Origin of the sequence: Fibrobacter sp. (assembly GCF_017545445.1) — a bacterium.
Taxonomy (GTDB): domain Bacteria; phylum Fibrobacterota; class Fibrobacteria; order Fibrobacterales; family Fibrobacteraceae; genus Fibrobacter.
In genome coordinates this window covers 59,049-79,600 of the sequence record NZ_JAFWOM010000138.1, presented here as the reverse complement: position 1 = coordinate 79,600, position 20,552 = coordinate 59,049, and the positions used below count along the sequence as shown (strand labels likewise).

6 protein-coding genes are annotated in these 20,552 nt (G+C 43.3%); 1 reads left to right on the top strand and 5 read right to left on the bottom strand.

Features of this window, described 5'->3' with window-relative positions; translation table 11 throughout:
* Nucleotides 1-24: 24 nt before the first annotated feature.
* From IKG78_RS15915 to IKG78_RS15895, 5 genes are all read right to left on the bottom strand, one after another.
* Nucleotides 25-1,314: a prepilin-type N-terminal cleavage/methylation domain-containing protein gene (locus IKG78_RS15915; protein ID WP_290945278.1), complete on the bottom strand. Its 1,290-nt coding sequence runs from the start codon at nt 1,312-1,314 to the stop codon at nt 25-27.
* Nucleotides 1,315-1,611: 297 nt separating this feature from the next.
* Nucleotides 1,612-8,544: a hypothetical protein gene (locus IKG78_RS15910; RefSeq protein ID WP_290945276.1), complete on the bottom strand. Its 6,933-nt coding sequence runs from the start codon at nt 8,542-8,544 to the stop codon at nt 1,612-1,614.
* A 10-nt stretch (nt 8,545-8,554) separates the two neighbouring features.
* Entirely contained in the window at nt 8,555-9,967 is a 1,413-nt protein-coding gene (locus IKG78_RS15905; protein ID WP_290945274.1) for a prepilin-type N-terminal cleavage/methylation domain-containing protein, read from the bottom strand.
* A gap of 180 nt (nt 9,968-10,147) precedes the next feature.
* On the bottom strand, nt 10,148-17,665 hold the full coding sequence (locus IKG78_RS15900) for a hypothetical protein (RefSeq protein ID WP_290945272.1): 7,518 nt from the start codon (nt 17,663-17,665) through the stop codon (nt 10,148-10,150).
* 102 nt (nt 17,666-17,767) lie between these two features.
* A complete protein-coding gene (locus IKG78_RS15895) occupies nt 17,768-19,159 on the bottom strand; it encodes a prepilin-type N-terminal cleavage/methylation domain-containing protein (protein WP_290945271.1) in 1,392 nt (463 codons plus the stop codon).
* Between the two features lie 207 nt (nt 19,160-19,366).
* Between IKG78_RS15895 and IKG78_RS15890 the strand changes: the two genes are divergently transcribed.
* Nucleotides 19,367-20,491, top strand: a complete 1,125-nt coding sequence (locus IKG78_RS15890; protein WP_290945268.1) for a nucleotidyltransferase family protein — start codon at nt 19,367-19,369, stop codon at nt 20,489-20,491.
* The last annotated feature ends 61 nt before the right edge of the window (nt 20,492-20,552 follow it).

The following is a 20,552-nucleotide window of genomic DNA, read 5'->3' as shown; positions in this document are numbered from 1 at the left end:
TCACCACTCCTCGTTAATACCACATTAATCTTTAGTTCCGTTACTAGGCACAGGGATCACTAAAGAAAGATCGCTTAACTCACCATTAACACCCACAGATAAATTCACACGCATCGCTTTGACATTTTTCTTTTCTGAAATTTCGATCGCGTTGCCACTGAATGTATAATTAGAGGATTCCACCTTCTTCAAAGCAACGTTTGCGATCTTGACAATCCCATTTGCAACACTGGGAGAATAACAAGCGAACGTAAACACCAAGCAAAGTCCAGGAATTTTATTCTTTACCCTAAACCGGAAAAAACGGTCCAGTTCCGAGGGGCCCGCCATTGTAGGTGGATAAAAGGAAAAATCGCTGATTTCGCTAGGACGAGTGGCATCGTTCTTATACCGGAATCCAACGGACATAAAATCATGCCCCGGACGGAACAACCGGCTTCCATCGCCAGAATAAGGCATGGAAAATGAAAGCTCGTACTCCGCGTTGGAATCCAACGTTACAGTTTTGCACAAAGACTGCCAGTTGCCGACAGTCCCATTTGCTTCTGCAAAAAACACTTGGTTAGCATTTTTCCCATCTGCATTGACCGATTCACTTTGAAAATCGTAGTTCGTCGCAAAACCGGATAAACTTATGACCGCGCCGCCCTCCTCCGGGTTGACCTTAAAGAAGGCCAAATTATCAACACCATACCGAGGAACTAACCTGAAATTTGTTACAGTGGGATCCGTCGAAGGCAAAACATAAGACTCACTCCCCTTTACGCCAGGTTCTGCAGGAATCACTTCAAATTTTTTGATGCCACTGGCAATCGATACCGGTCTAGGATTCTCATTTGGACAATAATCAGCATCTGCCGTCCCGTTAATAGTCCTGCACACTCTTTTAAGAGTGCCGTCTTCTACAAACCACGAGACCTCTTCAACAGCTTCAAAATCGCCATCGCCATTTGATTTATAACGAAGGCGCCGCATCGTAATCTTGTCTAGTCCAGATCCGCCATCATCCTTTGTTATGATATACGAAGAGGAATCCTCTTCCGTTTCTTTTATATAAACATCATCTTCTTTGAGAAGGTTCTTTGACACGGCATCTTCGTAGCCCTTCGCCCCCATCTGCGCAATGTCTTCTTTTAGCAATGAACCTACATTTCCGGCGACTTCGTTTGCCTGCAACATGCCACGCACACGGCCCTGCATTCTCGCACTATCACTGAATGCTTGACCCGCAATAAGCACGATCACCCCAAGCAGAGCAATGTAAACCATCAACTCCATAAGGGTAAAACCGGATTTTACCTTGATAAAATTCATCTCAATTCCTTAACTCGTATTTCCGGCTCAAAAATAAGTTTTAAAATAAAGAAAAAAAAACAAAACATATAGAAATAAGAAAAAAGATTCCCAATCCGATGTTGTATTTTCAACATCATAAAAGAAACACATTTTTGTACGAAAAATCAAATTTATTCAAGAGTTTATTGTATTGTAAAAATTCATTTACTTATATTTTTTTGTAATCAGCAAAAACTGAGCTTTGCATTTTTTTACGAAATTCTCTTTTTTTATACAAAAAAAAGCTCCCCCGAAGGGGAGCTTTATTTGTTTCTGTTAATAATCATTCTTGCATTTTATTGTTTTTGTTGTGGTCAATTCTGTTTCTGTTGACCGACATACAGCTTCGCTGCTCCAATAGCCAGGATTTGCCGTAGCACTAGAGCCTCCATAAGAGAACGTATGCGTGGTGTTATCCAACGTCATGCAAACAAGGTATCGTTCTGAATTATTCACCTTACCACATTTTACTTTATACACAACATCCGGTTTAAACGTGTATTCATCACTTTGATAATTTATAGTCACAGAAATCGAAGCCTGAGTTTCCTTAAACGTCACTTTAAACGTACAAGACTCAACCTCATCGCCAGAGTTCTTAGCCTCTAGCTTATATTCCTTCGTATTAACACCATCAGGATCACTGAACGACGTTCCGTTGAATGTTTTTTCGTTGCCACTTTCATCGAATATCTTATACGTACACATTGTACCGCAAGGTTTCGCACTATAGTCGCCCACAACAATGGGATTACGTGGATTCTGGTCAGTTATGTCGTCAGGACACGTAACAGAAAGCGGTATAAAATCGACTGTAAACTCGCATGTCTGCGTTTTTGCCAAGGGACCTACACCTGCTTTAGCCTTTACCGTATATGTTTTTCCCGTGCCAGTCGCATTTGCATCACTAAACAATACATAAATTTTCCCATCCGAGCGATCTGTTGTTGATGATTTTCCCTCTATTTCATAAGAACATTTTTCACCACAATCAGAGCCATCTAACAAAGCGCTCACCTCCGCTTTAATGGTGCTGCTCGGATCCTGGTCCGTAATGGTAGCAGGGCATGTAAGCGAGAAATTAGATTTATAGTCAAGAGAATCCTTACAAGTCAGCTTATTGTTAACATAAACAAAGTAATAATACTTACCATCTAGATTAGGTGAATATTCGAGGGAAAGCGGAAGAGAAGTTTCTGCACTAGACCCAATTGCACTTTTTAGAGGGGCGGCAAGGCGGTTTGTCACTATAATCTTGTAAGAGAAAGTCGCATTATCCGGATTTTCAATATTTGCAGTAAACTTACCCTGATCGTCAACACTACAAGTCGTATTTGTACTTGAGACCCTGAAGCTTGCTTCACAGCTAGGATTATCTCCAGCATCAATCACTACATTATATGTATATGGTCCACCAGCAGAAGGAACTGCACTAGAAATGGTTTGGATATTTTGCGTCGTTCCCATTGAAGTACGGCCCTCTTCTCTTGAATTTTCAGATAAATCACTTGGCAAAGTCACTGTGTAAGGAACACTCTTGGCTCCAACTATTTTTTTTCCAAACTTGAACCAGAAATTCGGTGCGGTCGAACCATAAGAAATGGTTTTCGACTTAGTGTGCTCATCTTCACGGCCTATACCACAATCGAGTTTTGTATCCACATCTTTTTTACCTTTAACTGTACAAGTGGCTTCTGCAAGGATTTTACCCGCAGGGCTTTTCTTTTTCGCAGTAACGGTAAATGTTGTAGAATCATTCTTAAACGCCCAATCAAATTCATGACCATCTTCATACATCATCGGATGATCATTACAACTCACATCATTTTCTGACTTGATGTTAGAATCATCGGACGAATAAGAACATGTCACTTCATGGGGTTGTGGGTTGACTTTAATAACCCATTCATTACTATTAAGGCGCAATTCCGCTTTTTCGCATTTAAGATCCAGCTTGTTGCTACAATTAGAGTGAATACGCAATTCGTCAACAGTAATGTCAGCATCGCTGGTGATGATAACTTTTGTTACATGCTGTAGATCGAAATCAAGAGTATTCGCCGTAATCATGTCGTTAGTAATTTTTTCGACATCCGTAGCAGAGCTAAACGATCTAGACAAGCTCCTAACGCCATTTGCATCTTCAAGCTGAATAGTCAAATTGGCACCGAGATCCTGTTGTTGATGAAGCGGATCAAGAAGACCAGCGTTTTTGCGTATATGGACATGAATTTCAGCGCCATACATATTCTGATCTTTTTCGTCATCAATGCTGAACACATTTTGTCCATTTAAAATATTATAATGATTTTCTTTTATAATTTCGACATCCTTCAAGCAATAACTCGGATCACCAACCGTAAACTCGCCACAGTCGTAATCTTGAGCGAGATCTAGGCTACTAACATTGCCAGGGCATACCATTTTGACAAACGCAGCTTTTGTACGTTTGTTTTCACTATTAAGGACACCATGCTTTCCTTCTTGTTCAAAGACATATTCACCGGCATCATTATAAAGTTCAGACCCAATCTCTCCAGGATAACCACAACTGACTTGATCCGATGTTCTATTATCACATCCATTGTAATAGAATTTCTTAACACAATTTCTATCCTCAAACCAAGTCGTCGATAAAGTCACAAAAGGAGTTACGGTTTCTTGCAAGGGGACTTTATCATCAAAATGGCAGGTTACCGTAGGAACTTCCCAAGCCGGGCACGCATCGTCCAAAGCAGATGAAGTCCAGCCATTGTCATACACTCTAAAATCAGGGTCCGCCAAACTCAAGCCAACGTATGTATAAGCAGGATCGTTAGTCCCAAACTCAGCTATATCGAGTTCGCCTTCCCAAGAGTTCTCATCGACCTTAGCCGTGACTTTCAAGGAATTATTATCAACAACAAGCTTCACTTTAATAAAGGTATTGTTCGTTATAGTAATCGAATTTGCACTTTCCTTAGCTGCAACCGTTCGACAATTAGTCCCGTTACTAATAGACTGACCTTCGACTTTACAAACGCGGAATCTCAATTCTGCGGAATTATTCTCCTTGTTGGCACCATAAACATTTAAAACTAAATGCTTGTTGCCATTGCTTCTGAATATAAGTCCCGAATTCAGAAAATCTTTTGTATCCGATTGACTGATTACACCTGTCTGCACAAGGGAGAACATGGTTCCATTATGTCCTACGCCCTTGTTCCTTAAAAGAATCGAAGGCTTGTCTTGGGTCGGAGAGGCGTAAATGTAGCCTTTATCAAGATCTATGACTGGAGCCACGTAAGTCGCATTGTCTCCCGAGCCTTTATTGTGATAAGTCATAAGCCAGTTGGATTCCAGCTGTTTACCATATTTGGGCATGCAAGCACCCGAATTGCTTGGAGCCACATTGCAAGTATCCACACAAGTCGTCACATCAGAAGCACAGAATGCGGTTGTCGTCGATTTGAATTCTGTATATTCGTTATCGAAATCATCGTAATAGCAATGGGATTCCGGCGAAAAATCCACTGTAAGGGTATGCGGTCCATACATTACAATATCAAATCTGTTCTTTTCTGGAGACTCCGAAGTAGAGCAATTGTTTACAGCACTGTCCGGACTGCACTTCCAGCCCCTAAAGTACTTTTGGAAATCACCTTCAGCATATAGCCTTAGAGGAACAGCGCCCACATAAACATCACGCTGACAACCTTCAGAGCTTTTTATTTCCGATTCTGCGCATTCAGGTATTCCATTGAGACTTCCAACAGAAAAAGATCCGTTCAATTCGTTTGCATTCTTAGCTTTAATAGTTAATTTAACCTTTCTCCATTTTAGAGAAGCATACAGATTATATGATTCTCCACCTAAGGCATTTTCAATTTTATTGCTATCACCAACCGGGATGACAGCCGCTTCGCAACGAGAAGGAATAGCATTTTCATTTACTTTAACAAGCGTAATGGGGTCATCGGTCAAGCAACTCCAACTCTCGTTCTCTATAATTACTTTACGGCTTCTGCATTGAGCGGTCACCCACTCCAAACCTTCCACGCCGGCGCAATTCATACGACTATTCATTTCGGCCAAAGTCGTGTTACCCCACGCTATATTTTCGCAATCAATACCGCTCTTGTTGCAATAATCACTGATCGAAGCCCTGTTTATGTTCGCACGGCCTCTGACCATAATATGATGTTCTGTTATGGTTCCTATCAAGCAGTTTTCTGTAGGAGGAATCAAATCAATATACATGTCCCCATAAGCAGGGTCTTCGTTTGTGGACAGTTTTAAAATAGGCACCTCTTGAGCTTCAGTATTCGGAGAAACTTCTACCGTAAAGTAGAGCCTGTGACCACTACTGCTATCACGCTGAGTCACTTTAACACCGGCCAAATCCGTGCTTGCCGTACTTATAGTCCACCCTGAATATTCAAGAACAGACTCATCTATCGAATAATGGAATCTGATGGGATCTGTACCCGTAGTCCCGTCAATACGAACTTTGACAAGAGTAGTTTCTTTTGATCGAATCGTTTCAGACGAAGTCTCTTTGAAATTAACGGCAGGCTGTTCTCCAGTCTCATCGCTCACCACAACATAGAACGGTACCGGACTGTAGCTTTTTTGCGGATTATAGATACACTTGTAACGCCCCGATGTCAATTCACCGCCTGCATTAAGCTTTCCTGATGTGGGGATTGCATCGCAATTACTTATCGTACCTTTAGTTTTATCTTCTCGGTCTGATTTATTGGCCACATTCAATGTCAAAACAGAAATATAATCCGTTAATTTACCTTTAGGAGTTTTTGAAAGATAAACAATGCGAGGCATAACAATAATCGAGCCGCCTACATTGTTTGTTTCATTGATTTCTGTAGGTGTAGATTCCGTTGATTTATATTGGGATTCCAATGACACATTCAACTGGGGTGCAATAGAGACAAAATAAGGGTCCTTGCCGCCAATCAATTCGTCACCAGAAGCAGAACTTGTAGGCCCTGCAGAAGAAGATGAACTCGTTGCGCCTCCACCGCAGTTATCTTCCGTGAAATCTGCCGTCGGGCATATGACCCGATTTTGCCAAAGGTCGTCAAGAAGTTCTTGGTTGAAAACCATTGGTTCAGCATTGTTAATTCGCGATATTTTAGCACATGTTGAAGCAGCGGCATAAATCGAGCCATGAAAATCGGCATGATTGAAAAGGAATCCTCCATATGGAGTTATCTCGGGTTTTCCATCCCAAGTAGGGGTAATTTTAGACTCTCCAACATTCGTTTTTGTATAAATAAAATAATTATATCTTTGATAATCGATGCCATTAATCGTAGTATTTTTATCTGTTCCCTGCGTTAAGTAAAGAAGTACGAAATTTTTGCCAATGGAGTCTGTTGGAGGAAGATTCATTTCACCACCACTAGGCTTGTTAGTGATGATGATAATAAATTTGCCCTTCAAGATATTCACATAACCATTCGTAGTACTATAACTATTCTCACTAGCATCAGTGGCATCATCAAAACTATTTTTTTGCGTAGCCGTAACTTTCACGACAAGATAGTCATTATAAAAATGAGTTTTTTTCTTAGTGGCATCATTTTTCGTTTCTTTATAGCAATCATTCATTTTTATGACAAAATCTTTATCATCCATACTGGTAATATCGTGAGCACACCCACTATCAGCGTATGTATTAAATTTTTTGTATGCCGTCACAAGGATATCATCGACTTTAAATTCAGAGTTATCACACCCTTGCTTTTTCGTCCAAATTGCATCACAAACTTTTTTGACAGAATCTGCACAATCGACATCCCGGACAAAATCAAACGGCTCCGACGGTTCTCTTTGGAATATATTTTCACTCGAGGCCCTTGAGAAAAACCAAGGAGTCACATGGCAAGACGGATTATCAGAAGCATTGCAATATGGAGAAGTTTTCTTTACATTATCATCACCATATTCATAATTAGTCCCCGCTTTTACAGAAGATGGGTCACTTGGATATACATAGAAATAGTATTTATTATCAGAACTGCTCACATCTACAAAAGCATCGGGAAAAGAAGCGCGCAGTCCTGTATAATTGCTAGAATGGTAAGCATCTGGAATATAGAGTTTTGAACTCGAAGAATCCCCTAGAATAAGTTTCGAATAATTATCGGAAAAATCACCGGATCTCGCATAAAATGCTCTAGGATGCGTTACATAGACATTTTTTCTTACTGTAAAAGGAACGTTATATGAAGGAGTCCAATTATAAACGAATGCTGGAGCTTTTTGTGATGCGCCCAGCTGGATTTGAGATGTTGTGGAGTCAACGCAAAGATTTCCATCAATCGTAACAGGAGAACTCCCCGAACCCATGTGAGTTTTAAAAAGGTTTTTTATAGTCAAGTTTCCACCGACAACAAATTTTTTATCACCATTACTGGAATGTTCAACAATTCCGTCAAAATAAGCGTGGCGTGATATACCAAATTTTCCATCTTCATTTTTTGTACCAAACTCACGAGCGGTTCCATGGACATAAAGATTTTTCGCTTCCATTCCGTTATCCGTATAGAGGTCACCCCCAATACAACCTGTACCTAATATCTTGATTTCGTTACCGGAAAGTCTCGTCTTACCGGTAATAACAATGTTTCTATCGACCGTATTCGGGTTGCCATGCCAATCCCCATTAATAATCATAGAAGAAACTTTAATATCACCATCGTTTCTAACAGAACTGCCAAAATACGAATAATCAAAACCCAAGCGTGGTCTTTTTAGCGGATCAACTGGAGGTGCGACTTGATAAAGGCCGGATACATTCAAGATGGCCGTTTCTGTGTATTTTGAATTTTGGCGAGAAAGGCCTTCAGAGACAACCTTGAACTTATATGCGCCATTATTTTCACTTATACCCGCAAGCCAAACGTTGTAATTCTGTTTTCCATTCGATATGACATTCACACGACTGTTGAGCGAAATGGGCTGCTTTCCGCCCAAAATATACTGACGTACAACTGCGCCCACTTCGTTCGCGTTGTTCGTCATCCAAGCCCGGACACTTCGAATGCCGGCAGCAGCACTTTGACTCGCCTCCTGGATTTCCATTCTAGAAGCCGATGATTTATTTTCAGAAGTAAGCCATTTAAACGTCGCCGTGGCTGCGATAGTCGCGACGAGCATAAACATAAGGACTGTTATGAGAGAAACACCTTTTTTATTAAACATGTTATACTCCTTAGTCTCTGGGGCCGTTGCTAGGGATAGGAATAATGGCGGTTTCGGCACCGGATTCGCCGTTTTTCGCAATAGAAAATTCCACCTTGATGGCTTTCACGTTCTTCTTGACCTTAGGATCGCAACAAGGGCTATTCGCAGGACAAGCGCTACCGGGAGTGAGGTAACAAGATCCATTTACAAACTTGTAATTTGATGTCGGCACCTTTTTAAGCTTTAAGTCGGAAATATTGATGTTCCCAGCAGAGGCGACCGGAGAAAACAAAGCGAACGAGAACCCTAAACAGACATTCTTAAGGGTGTCGTTTGCTACGAAACGCATCTTACGGAGCCCTGTATCCGTATCATCGCCTTCAGTTGGCGGATAGAACTGAAAATCATATAATCCATCTGGTTTTTTCCCGTTTCTAGTTCCATCGGCAAACCTAAACCCTACAGCCATATGGTCGCGTCCAGGGCAAAACATTCTGCTAGCATCATCTTCTGGCGGAGGAGGCATAGAAAAAGAAATTTCATATTCAACATAAGGTTCTAGAGTAATTTTATGGCATTGCGTACTCCAAGAATGAGTACTCGCTCCAGGATCAGCAACAAATACTTGATTAGCCTTGATATTGTCCGGCTCCGTGATAGGGCCTGGATTGCTTTCATCAAAGTCATAATTTCTATAAAAACCAGAAAGCGTAATCGAAGACCCCCCATCTTCAGGATTAGCGTTCAGAGGTTCATAAATACTATCGCCAAATCGTGCCACTAGCTTAAAATTTTTAACGCTATCGACATCCGAAGGCAAAACGCTAACTAAAGAATCAGCAACGGCAGGAGTTGCCGCAGTGAGTTTAAATTTGGCAACGCTTTCTGCGATAGCGACTGAGCCTACACCTTCTGTCGGGCAATTTTCATCATTAGACACCCCTGTTTTTATGTCAACAACTCTACATGATCTCCAAAGAACATGGTCTTCATCGACATACCAGGAAACCTCTTCAACAGCCTCATAATCGCCAGCATCGCTATAACGAACTCGACGCATAATAAGCGAATCTAAATCTTCAGAATCCCCTTGCCCCTTTTTGATAGTAAATGACGAAGAGTCATTATTGCCAGCATTAGTAACATCTATTTTCATATAGACGGAATCCTTAAAATCGAATTCATCCATCAGGGTAGGAGTATCAGCCGGATCAGGTGTTATCTTTGCGCTTTTCGCCCCAAGCTGCGCAATATCCTGCTTGATTATCGTCGCTACATTCCCAGAAGTCTGACTTGCTTGTAGCATACTTTGAGTACGCATCCGCATTCTAGAACTGTCACTAAACGCTCGCCCCGCAATAACAACAATTAGCCCTAATAGGCCTATGTAAACCATAAGCTCCATAAGGGTAAAACCGGATTTCACCTTCTTATTATTCATTTCAAAATCCTTAACACCACATTTTCTATTAAAAATAATTATTTTTTAACAAAAAATGAAAATTTTTTTTTTCAAAAGGAAATTCTGTAACAAAACGCAAATCACCACCCGCCACAACGGGTGATGAGCATCACACTTTTAGGAATAATTCACTTCGTCAAAACGACGACCACAATAATCTTAATTCGCATTTTTACAGCGAATCGCACCTCCCGAGACACTAACCTTAGTTCCAGTCAGGCAAGAACCTGCTGTCTGATAGTGTTCATTTTGGCGAGTATTTTGCCAAGATAAGCTAGACCAAGATACAGTCGTTTTATCAGGATATGTAATTGACAATGTTTTTCCATCTCCATCAGCGGTGCAAATCAGGCTTCGTTCTTGACCATCGCAAGTCAACAGATAGGTTTCACCCTCGATAAATTCGTAATAACTGCCACCATGTGTAAGAGTCACAGGAGTAGTCTCTCCAGATCCCCCGTCTCCGCAATTGGGCGTCCTAGACCCGCCTACAGTAACCCTAAACCAAGAATCGTTTCCTGAAGTCGCGGGAGTTTCGATATAATAACCGCCATCAACTTTGGTCAATGAAGTCAGTTTACTCCTACAATGATTTTCGCTATTTCCGTCAGAATCATAACAATACATCGGTCTTTCTCCGTTCACCATAATTGCATGTCTATCATAGTTTTCATTTATTTCTGTAATTGTCGTCGCAAACAGGCAATGCTTCGAAGCCTGCGGCCCTACGATAGACGATTCCGTACTCAAATTATCACATCCGGTGCTGCAAGTGCAATGGCAACTAGAAGCTTCTGTAAACGTCACGCTGCATTCATGTTCCGTTTCTCGTCTTGATACGCTGGAATCTCTCAAGGTGACGACGTAGATGGCCGTATCTCCTTTGGTCTTCGATTTATTCGTAATCGCGGGAAGGCTGCAACTTGAACCCGTACAGCCACTATTCCACGCTCCCACTACATTATCTCCAGTAACCATATACTCACAAGCGTCTTCACAACCCGTTATGCCTGTCAGCCTGATATTGACGTTATCATCCGTATCAACCGTGGCCTTAAGGTTTTCCGCACAACTAAATGTCGGCTTAGGCTTAATAACGTTCAAATGCGTAGAGCAGGTTGCACTGGTGTTGTTATCGCAAGTACAGCCAAACGAGAGAGTCTTGTCGCCTACACGGCTTGCAGTCTTTACGATTGGGGTTCCCGTATTGGCATTCTGCTCTGTTCCGGCATCATAAGTATAGGAGCAGCTCCAGCAATTTATACCGCCTGCACGTGTAGCCTGGAATGTGTAATTTTCACCCATTTTCACCTCGTTCGGAGTCACCGAGCACGTAAGGATCGGGCTTATCGTCAAGCTCCCCGAACAGATCCTGCTGGATCCTCTTGTTACGGTATAGGAATAGGAGCCCGCCGTCGCAGGAGCACTCATGGTATTGTTCCAGCATCCGCCCGTACCACAGTCAATCGTTTTAAAGCTATTGTCCAACGTCCACGTAAACTGCGTATTGGACTTTACTCCAGAAACATTCATCGTAAGCAGTTGCCCTTCATAAAGGTTTCCGCTAATGCTGCAAGCACCCGACTCTTCGGTCACGGAAACATTGACATCGCATACTTTTTCCGAGCCGACAAAAAGGCTGTAAATGTGATTTCCTTTCGGCAAGGTTCCCAGGTTTTCCACGTTCGTGATTTGAGACCAATTCTTCAGGGTTCCGGTCGTAACCGTCGTTTCACCTTTTTTCAAGGTCACATTGAACGTTCTTTCGATACTTTCCTCATTGCGAGCCAAGAAATACACATTATCCGCAACTGAAATGGGATCGGCAGAGAATCCATATTGGTTTGTAGAAATTCCGCACGTAACGGTCGGCGGAACATCTTCCGCATTTCTCATAACCTTGAAACTTGCACTGCAATCTTCAAAAGGTGCTGAAGTCGATGTGCTCTTTACCGTATAGGTGTGTTCGCAACCGGCAGTAACCGAGCAATTTTCGCTCTGATTTGCAGAATGGCGGGCCGACATTTTCTCCGTGCCAGTCGCTATCTTGGTGCTGCCGCTCTTACCGTAATCGAGATATATTTCGTAATCGCAGCCAACTCCCGGGCACCCGTTGAAGTTCACGTTAAACGTCGGGAATCTAGCTCCGCTTGCTATGGAACTAATGACCGAGCAATCGACGCCAATCGTCCCTATCGGGTCCGGAGAGACGGAACACGGTTTTGACGCGGTCTGACCAGACGCGCCCGTAATCGCCGCATTAAAGACATACGATTTTCCTTGGTAATTATAAACGCTTGCGTCGGGAATGCTCAGGAGTGCGATATCACCGTTCCACACAATACCTTCATCGCCTGTCGCCCCTTTGGTCACATCCAAACTAGTTCCTCCCTCGACGGTCGCAGTCACCTGCAGGCTCGAAATCAAGTTCTTGTTCGTCACCGGGATCGTCACATTCCAATTGTTTCCATCGTATTCGGCCCTGCAAGAGGTTATACCGATTGCATTTGCGCAAGTGCTCGTAATCGATGTCACGGTGACGCTTGTCGAGCCATGGTTTTTCAAAACAATCATTTTTACGTGTTCGGGATCAAAACCATTCGAGCCCGAAGCAAAATCCTGCATAATGTCAAAAGATCCGCTATTCCCGTTCATCTTGACGGAATGGCTTTCATGATCGACACTGCCCCAGTTTTCGCTTTCACTCACAAGCCACATTTCAACTTCATTGTTGTCCGTATTTTCAAGCGTTACGTGAAGGGTCGCCGCTCTGAGATTTTGTTCGCTATCGAAAACGACGGATTCATCAAGCCCATAGCCAACACTTCTGGTTCCGTTGAACAAATCCTGATGTTCCTTGCATTCTTTAAATTCGCCCGTCCAGAAGGTTCCGCAGTGGGCGCGTTCCGCTTCTGCGGAGGCAAGCCAACTTACATCCGAATCATCCATGTTCAAGCAATTTGCAAGCCAAACCTTCGCGGTTTTATATTCGGTGTCCCCCTCGGTATAACCATGCGCACCTGATCCACTTTTTTCGAACTGGTATCCCATCGAACACGTCGCCCCCGATACATTAAGGGATCCACACGTGATAGAGGCATCGTCGCCGTTATAGTAGTAATAAACCGGTAAACAGCTCTTTGAATCGAACCATCCGGAATGGCCCACCCAGGGCTGTACGATTTCATCCGTCTTGACGACTCCATCTGTCGCAACAGCAGCGAACGAACACTTGACAGTCGGATAGGTATCGTGGCATTCCGAATTGTAGGTTCCGCTTTTCCAACCAATCCCGTAAATTTTGAAATTCGGATCGGCCAAGCTGAACCCAACAAACTCATGGGCGACATCGGCCAAAGTGCTATTGAAATCGGCAAGGGCAAACGTGCATTCATATTCTCTTGGTGATCCCCCATAATAATTTCCGACATACGCGCGTACTTTAATAGAATCCGACGTTGTGACGTTTGCCGTCACCATAACCATTTTTGAATTGGACACAGACGCAGAATATCCATTATTATCGGTCAAAACAAACGACAAGCTTGTAGAGCCTCTCCACAATTGAGCTTCAAGTTTGCCCTCCCTATTTTCATACAGGTTCAGCATAAAGTAATCATTTCCGTAAGTATTCGCACGAAGCATGAATCCGGAATTCTTTATATTGACGGCGGAGATATCATAGCTAGAAGTCGCGCGCGGAACATTAATCAACGCCTTTAACGTCCCTACAATGCCTGCATTTACCGTACTCATGACCACAACCGGTTCGCGGGCCGACTCTTTCTTTTTCTTGATAACCGACTTGTCGATATGAATTTCGCCCCCCGATCCCAAAAGTATATGGGAATGCAAACCGGATATCAAGTGCCACTTGGATTCAGAATACATTCCCGCCACTTCAGCTCCGGCACACACAGACGTAAGATCGCTACCACACTTGTCTATACAATATTTTGTTTCGGTGCCGCATTCGACACTCGAATTCTTGAATTCGTCAAAAAAGCAGTGTTTGTCGGCTTCGCCAAATACGGCGATCAACTCCGTTCCGTTATCGGTCAGCGTAAACGAATTGTAAGTCTTGCTAGTAACAGTTTCATCGGTTGTCGGACAACTTGTTCCGGTACATTTCCAAAAACTGAATTCTGAAGCGTTGACATCATCTTCTAACGATACCGTCACCAAATCGCCCTTGAAAACGGGCACAGAACACTTCTTACCCTGCGTTTCCGGATCGGCAGTAGCATCGTCGTAACGGCACACCACACTCCTGCTGCCAGAGGTGCTGTTCATCGATACATTGATCACCGGATGATTGTTTGCTCCGACATCGCCCCTGAACCCCACCGTAAACGTTCTCATCGACGCTTTTGCACTTGCACGCAACGTGTAAGATTCATTCGCCTTAACGCCATTTGCCGCAATGGAATTGTTGGTCTCAGGAATAATCACCACGCAATCGTTGTCATTACCGGTGGGAGCCAAGGTTACGGCTTGCGTATTGCCGGCCATAACGGTCCACGTAGAATTGTCAACCTTGTTGATGAAAGGAGTCCCCGTCGGTTCGACCCACACTTCAGAAATATCACAGTCCGGCCAGTATGTCTTGTAGTTAGCAGGGCAGTCCCCCGAATGGTCATTGCAATAAGTTTCAATTTCAGCGCCTGTCGCATCCTCGCGATTCAGCTGTGCGCTCGACGTAAGGTAAAGTTCGGTCGAAGACGGCGTTCCGGGAATGTAACCTTCGCCAGGAAGCAACTGGAAGATCAGCAAACCTTCCACCGCATTCATGGTCCTTACCATAGCCAACGTAGGAGTTGACTCCGCATCGCTTGCGGGCAGTTGCAGTTTACACGTCACACCATCACGCGTAACGCTAGCGTCCAAGGAGTTTACATAGGACCACGTTTCATTTTCTTCATCAGGGCAATAGATATTTACAGTAACAGGACTTGCGTGTGCAGGAACAACCAACTTGACCTCTTTTATGTCGTTGGCGCCCATTTTAAAAGAGTTGGACTCGAATGATACCTGCGGAGTGCTGCGGGTATCATCACCGACATGGACCCAGAAGGGAATATCAGAATACCCCGTTGCCGAAGCCTTACAGGTATAGAGTCCCTTGCTGAGCGGCGAGCCGGCCACATAGAGAGCCCCATTCACAGGCAAATCTCCCGGCCCCTCACAAGTGATATCGACATCCGATTTTTTCAATGCAGCCACACCGGCAGAGGCATTGAGCTGTTGCACGCTGTAATAGTCCGTCAATTTGCCATAAGGATCATTGGGCAAATAAATGACGCGGGGAAGCACGATAAAGGACGGAGAAAGGACCGTCACGTTTTCATCATTCGCTTGCGGCAGCGATTCCGAAGTCCTGTTTTGCGATTCCAATCTCACACCCAATTGCGGAGCCATCGAGATGTAGTAAGAATCGAATTTAGCCCCGCCCGCCTCTTCTTGGCCCTGCTGGGCACCACCTTCTCCGGGATTTGCGGCAGCGACAATGCCTCCGCACGACGATTCTGTTGCAGCACAAATGACAGCATTCGCCGACAAGTCGTTCATCAAGTCTTCATTGAACGTCATGGAACGGGATTGGAATTTGCGAACTTTAGAGCAAGATTCAGCCGTTGCATACACAGAACCACTGAACACAGCTTCGTTAAACAAAATCTGATTAATATGATCCTTCGTATAGATAAAGTAGTTATAGCTACCGGAATTGTCAGCCGGAAGTAAAGATTCACCTTTTTGTCCTTTTGTCAAGTATAATAAGACATAGGAATCAGACGTAGTCGGAGGCAAACTCTGCTGCCCCAAAGCATCCGTCACAATGATAATGAACTTTCCTTTCAAGGGCGTTTTCGGATCCCTTTTACCCCCAGGCTCCCCCACTTTCACCACTTGGTAGCCGTTATAGAGGTTCGTCTTCGCAAGTTCCGGGTCGCTGGAATTTTTCCTATAGCATGCATTCAATCTATCGGCCATCGTATTTCCCCAAAGCTTTACATCCGAACATCCCTTGTTTGCGTACTTTTCAAATTTGGAGTAAGCGGTTATGAGAATGTCATCGACTTTGTATTTTGAATGATCGCATCCTTCTTTCTTTTCCCAAATGGAATCACAATGAGCCTTGACGGACTCAGCACATTCAAAATCACGACCTGCAGAAAGGTCTCTCGATACAGTACCCAAAGACTTGAACCAAGGCGATACATTGCATTCAGGGCGCCACTTATCAGGCCCAGCCTTGCAATAAGGAGAACCTGTAGGCGTTGAATTTTCGTAATTCAAATAATGGTTTTTATTATTTGAATAAAAGGGCACGTTTTCGACATAATAGCTTGCATAGGAATCACCGCCAAGGTTATTTACAATAAAATCGACATCCTGTCCCTGTCCATTGTAATAGTAGAAGTAGTAAGCATCGTCTTTCGTCTTTATATGGTGTTTAAGGTCTGGATAAGGGCGAGTCGTTTTATTATCCCATCTCGATTGAGGACCAAATCCCCAAGCTCCGCCAGAAGTTCCCCTATAATAGGTATTCTTTTCGATAAAGGTTCTGTCATTCCTGAGGGTCACGTAATCCGCTATAGGATGAGCGCTGCGGATATAGACTTTCGATTCCGCTTTATTTCCAAGGACGATTCTTTCATAGCCATCCTGATTATCCTCGCCGTTTGGAACTGCTATAGGGAACAAAGCTTCAGACCAGACATTTTCTCCGACTAAAAAAGTTCTCGCCGGTATTTTCTTGTCCAGCTGGACCTTGGCTTTCTGGCCTAAGCAAAGGTTACCGGCCACACGGGAATCATGCGCTTGGAGATTAGTTTTCCATGTACCGTTAAGAGTCACGTTCTTTTGGAATTTCTGGTCGCCCGTAGTCGGTGCATTAAGGTATCCTTCAATATATACGTTTCCCGTAACGTTAGCATTGATGAGATGAGCGGCATCATTCGATGACGGGAACGTGAACGCGTTCGCATTTCCACCGATATAGAAATCATTACCAAGCACCCCATTGTTTGCATCAAAGTTGCCACCGACACAAACTGTACCTCCTGCACCGACAGAATTACCTGACATTTTGACATTTCCTGTAACAACAAGATCGTCATCTGTATATACCGGGTTAGATTCCGATTCCAAATTACCATTAATCAACATCGAAAAGGCTTTTAGATGTCCAGCCGTTTTTGTCGAACCGCCAAAATAGTTGTACTTGAACGGAATGGTTGCATGGGATTCTTCTTCGAAAAGCCTTACGCGATACAGACCATCCACATTGAATATGGCAACTTCATTCCACCTTGTATCGTTTTTGGACTCGCCAGACGAAAGTATTTTTAACTTGGATGTACTTTTTTCGGTATTGACCCCAGTCAGCCAAACATGGTAATTCTGCCCCGCACGTTGCAGCGGGCGTAATCTCGCATCCAAGTTTATCGGTTTATTCCCGCCATCGATGAAAGCCTTCATCAAGGCGCCCACGTCATTTGCATGGAACGTCATCCACATACGGGCATTTTCTATACCCGCAAGAGAACTTTGATGCGCTTCTTGTATCCGCATTCGGCTTTCGCTCGTAAAGCCTACATTAGAGAGCAACTTGTATGTAGCCGTTGCCGCAATTGTAGCCACAAGCATAAGCATGAGCACAGTGATAAGAGACACACCAGACTTTAGGCGAAAGAACGCGAAAACGCGGCATTGCTTGCAGCTGACGAATGACAAAAAATTTTTACGATTGAAAAACATAAATCCCCCCAACTCGCTTTAATCGCTTGGACCGTTACTCGAAGCCAAAACAACTACTTCGGCATGTCCTGACTCGCCACCGTTTTTTATATCCAATTTCAGTAAGAACGCCTTGACATTCTTCTTGTCGTTCTTGTGAGCCTCAAAATCATATTCTTCAAACGTGTAATTGGCACTTGGAATCTTGCTTACTCTTACCCTCGTAAAAGAGATTTTTCCTTGCGATACCAGTGGAGAATAACAGGCGAACGTAAAAGCAAGACAAGCATTTTCCAACGCAACCGGTACAGAGAACCGCATGGAACGGACTCCGCTTCCTTCGCTTTTAACGCCCAGAGGCGGGAAAAACATGAAATCGTTCAACTGCACGACATTATCGACTTTGAATAGTTCTCCGGTCTTTCCGTCCCGTAAGCCAACCGACATGTGGTCTTCTCCGGGTACGAACAATTTGCTTTTGTCCGTGTTGACCGCCGGCGGCTCCATTTCAAAGGAAATTTCGTATTCGTCTCCCGGCACGAAAGTAAAGTGATTACCGTCTTTAGCGCATAAAGCCTGCCATGAAGTTTCAGAATACGTCTCGTTACGAATAGCGATAACCTCATTGAACTTCCGATTTTCTTCCGATTTCACGGTTTGTAGCGTCTGATCGTAATTTTGATAGAAATTCGTTATGGTCTGTATGTTCCCACCCTTGTTGACTTCATCTTTCTCGTTATAGACAAGCGGAATTTCGCGAGAGCCGTCACTCCGAGACACAAACCTGAATTCAGTTTCGCCCGACGCCGGGAAAATTTGGACTTTGTCGCCCAGAACGCTCGGCTTCGACGGAATAACCCTAAAAGCACTCACCCCAGTCGCCATCTCTACCGCAGCAGGTTCGGCAACCGTGCTGTCGGAACAAGGGTCATCCGCAGGAAGCGGCGATTTATTTTTTAGGACCTTGCAACTGCGAAATAGCGTTCCTTCTTGAACAAACCAAGAAACTTGCTCTATGCCCGCATAATGACCGTTTTCATCGTAACGCAAACGTCTTACGGTTAGACTGTCGAAACCATCTTTTGTCACAACTGAAAAAGAGGATGAATCCTTTTTATCATCACTTGCATTGTTCGGATCCATATAGACAGCGGCATAAGTTTCGCTAAATCGGCTTCCATACTCCGCACCGGCACCAGAGGGTCCATCTTCCACCGCAGTTTTTGCCCCCGTCTGCGCAATATCTAATTTGAAAAAAGTAGCTACACGTTCTGCAACTTCAGAGGACTGCAACATGTTTTGCGAACGAACTCGCATTCTAGAGCTGTCACTAAACGCTTGCCCTGCTATAACGACAATCACCCCCAATAGAGCTATATAGACCATTAGCTCCATAAGAGTAAAGCCAGATTTGCCCTCCAAGGGTTTCATCTCCTCTCCTTAATACCTTAACACAATAATTATTTACTACTAAAATAAGTTTTTTTTAAAGTAAAATAAAGAAAATTTTTATCAACGCACCCCAAAAACACCCTAAAAAACGAAAAATCTTGTATAAAACGGAAGTTGTATTAAATTTTAAGGTTGTTGATAAATAAAAATGGTATTTTTACGTCATTTCAAACCCATGGTTAAGCCTTGAAAACAAAGATTGACGAACCTTTCTGTGAACTCCTGCGAATAGCTCTCGGGATCTCGCAAGAGTTTCCATATATTCTAACGCCTCAAGAATGGAGGCAGTTATACACCATGGCTCATAGGCAGACCCTATTAGGAGTCACCTATACTGCAATAACTCGTTTACCCAAGGAATCACAACCACCTTTCCGGCAAACATTGCTGTGGGCCCGTGACGCAGAAGCCATTAGAGGCAAAAACCGCCTCATGAACCAAGAGGCAGCGCGATACACGCAATTATTTGCAGAACGGGGGTTCAAAAGCGCCATTTTGAAAGGTCAAGCAAACGCGCGCCTGTACCCAGACCCATTTTCAAGGCTCCCCGGCGATATCGATATTTGGGTTCCTGGCGGCTATGAAAAAGTTTTAAACTTGTTGCAAGATTTAAAGATTCCAAACCTAGAACACTTGGAACCAGAATTTCACGACATAGAATTTTCTAACGAAAACAAAATCCATATTGAAGTCCACCACAGGCCATCATCTACATCATTGGAGATTCGGTTAAACAGGACCAATGAAGAAATTCAAAAAATTTTACTTTCAGAACTAGAAAACGTGACGCTAACGCCAGAAGGCTTTTATACTCCAAGCATCCGTTTTGCACTGCTCATGCAATTGCCTCATCTGTACAAACACGCCTTATTTTCAGGAGTAAGCCTTAGGCAGTATATGGATTATTACATGCTGCTCATGCATTCTACAGAAGAGGATCGACGGTTTACATGGGATTTTGTAAAGAAAATCGGCATGGAAAAAGGTTGTGCCGCCATCATGGATGTTCTAGAACATGTTTTCAAACTACCACAAGAAAAAATGCTCTGCGAGCCCAATAAATTCTATGGTAAAATTCTATACACCACAACTATTACGGAAGGCGATTTCGGAGCGAGACTAATATATCAAAACAAACATAAGCTTAAATATTTTTTCAAATTCATAATCTACAACATTCGTTTGTTCCCGATGGCTCCACTTTATATCAGCCTTAAAGTCATAAAATACTGGAGCTGGAAACGCCACACATTAAAAATTATTCGCCAGATATCAAGTATTTTTCACAAAAAGAGTTTATCTAAAAATTAAATGCATGAAAAAAGCCCGTTGAAGGGCTTTTTTCAATAAAGAATTCGTAAATTGAGCTGCT

Bases quoted from the DNA above. Each gene is read 5' to 3' on its own strand.
- IKG78_RS15915 (WP_290945278.1), bottom strand. From the start codon at position 1,314: ATGAATTTTATCAAGGTAAAATCCGGTTTTACCCTTATGGAGTTGATG.
- IKG78_RS15910 (WP_290945276.1), bottom strand. From the start codon at position 8,544: ATGTTTAATAAAAAAGGTGTTTCTCTCATAACAGTCCTTATGTTTATG.
- IKG78_RS15905 (WP_290945274.1), bottom strand. From the start codon at position 9,967: ATGAATAATAAGAAGGTGAAATCCGGTTTTACCCTTATGGAGCTTATG.
- IKG78_RS15895 (WP_290945271.1), bottom strand. From the start codon at position 19,159: ATGAAACCCTTGGAGGGCAAATCTGGCTTTACTCTTATGGAGCTAATG.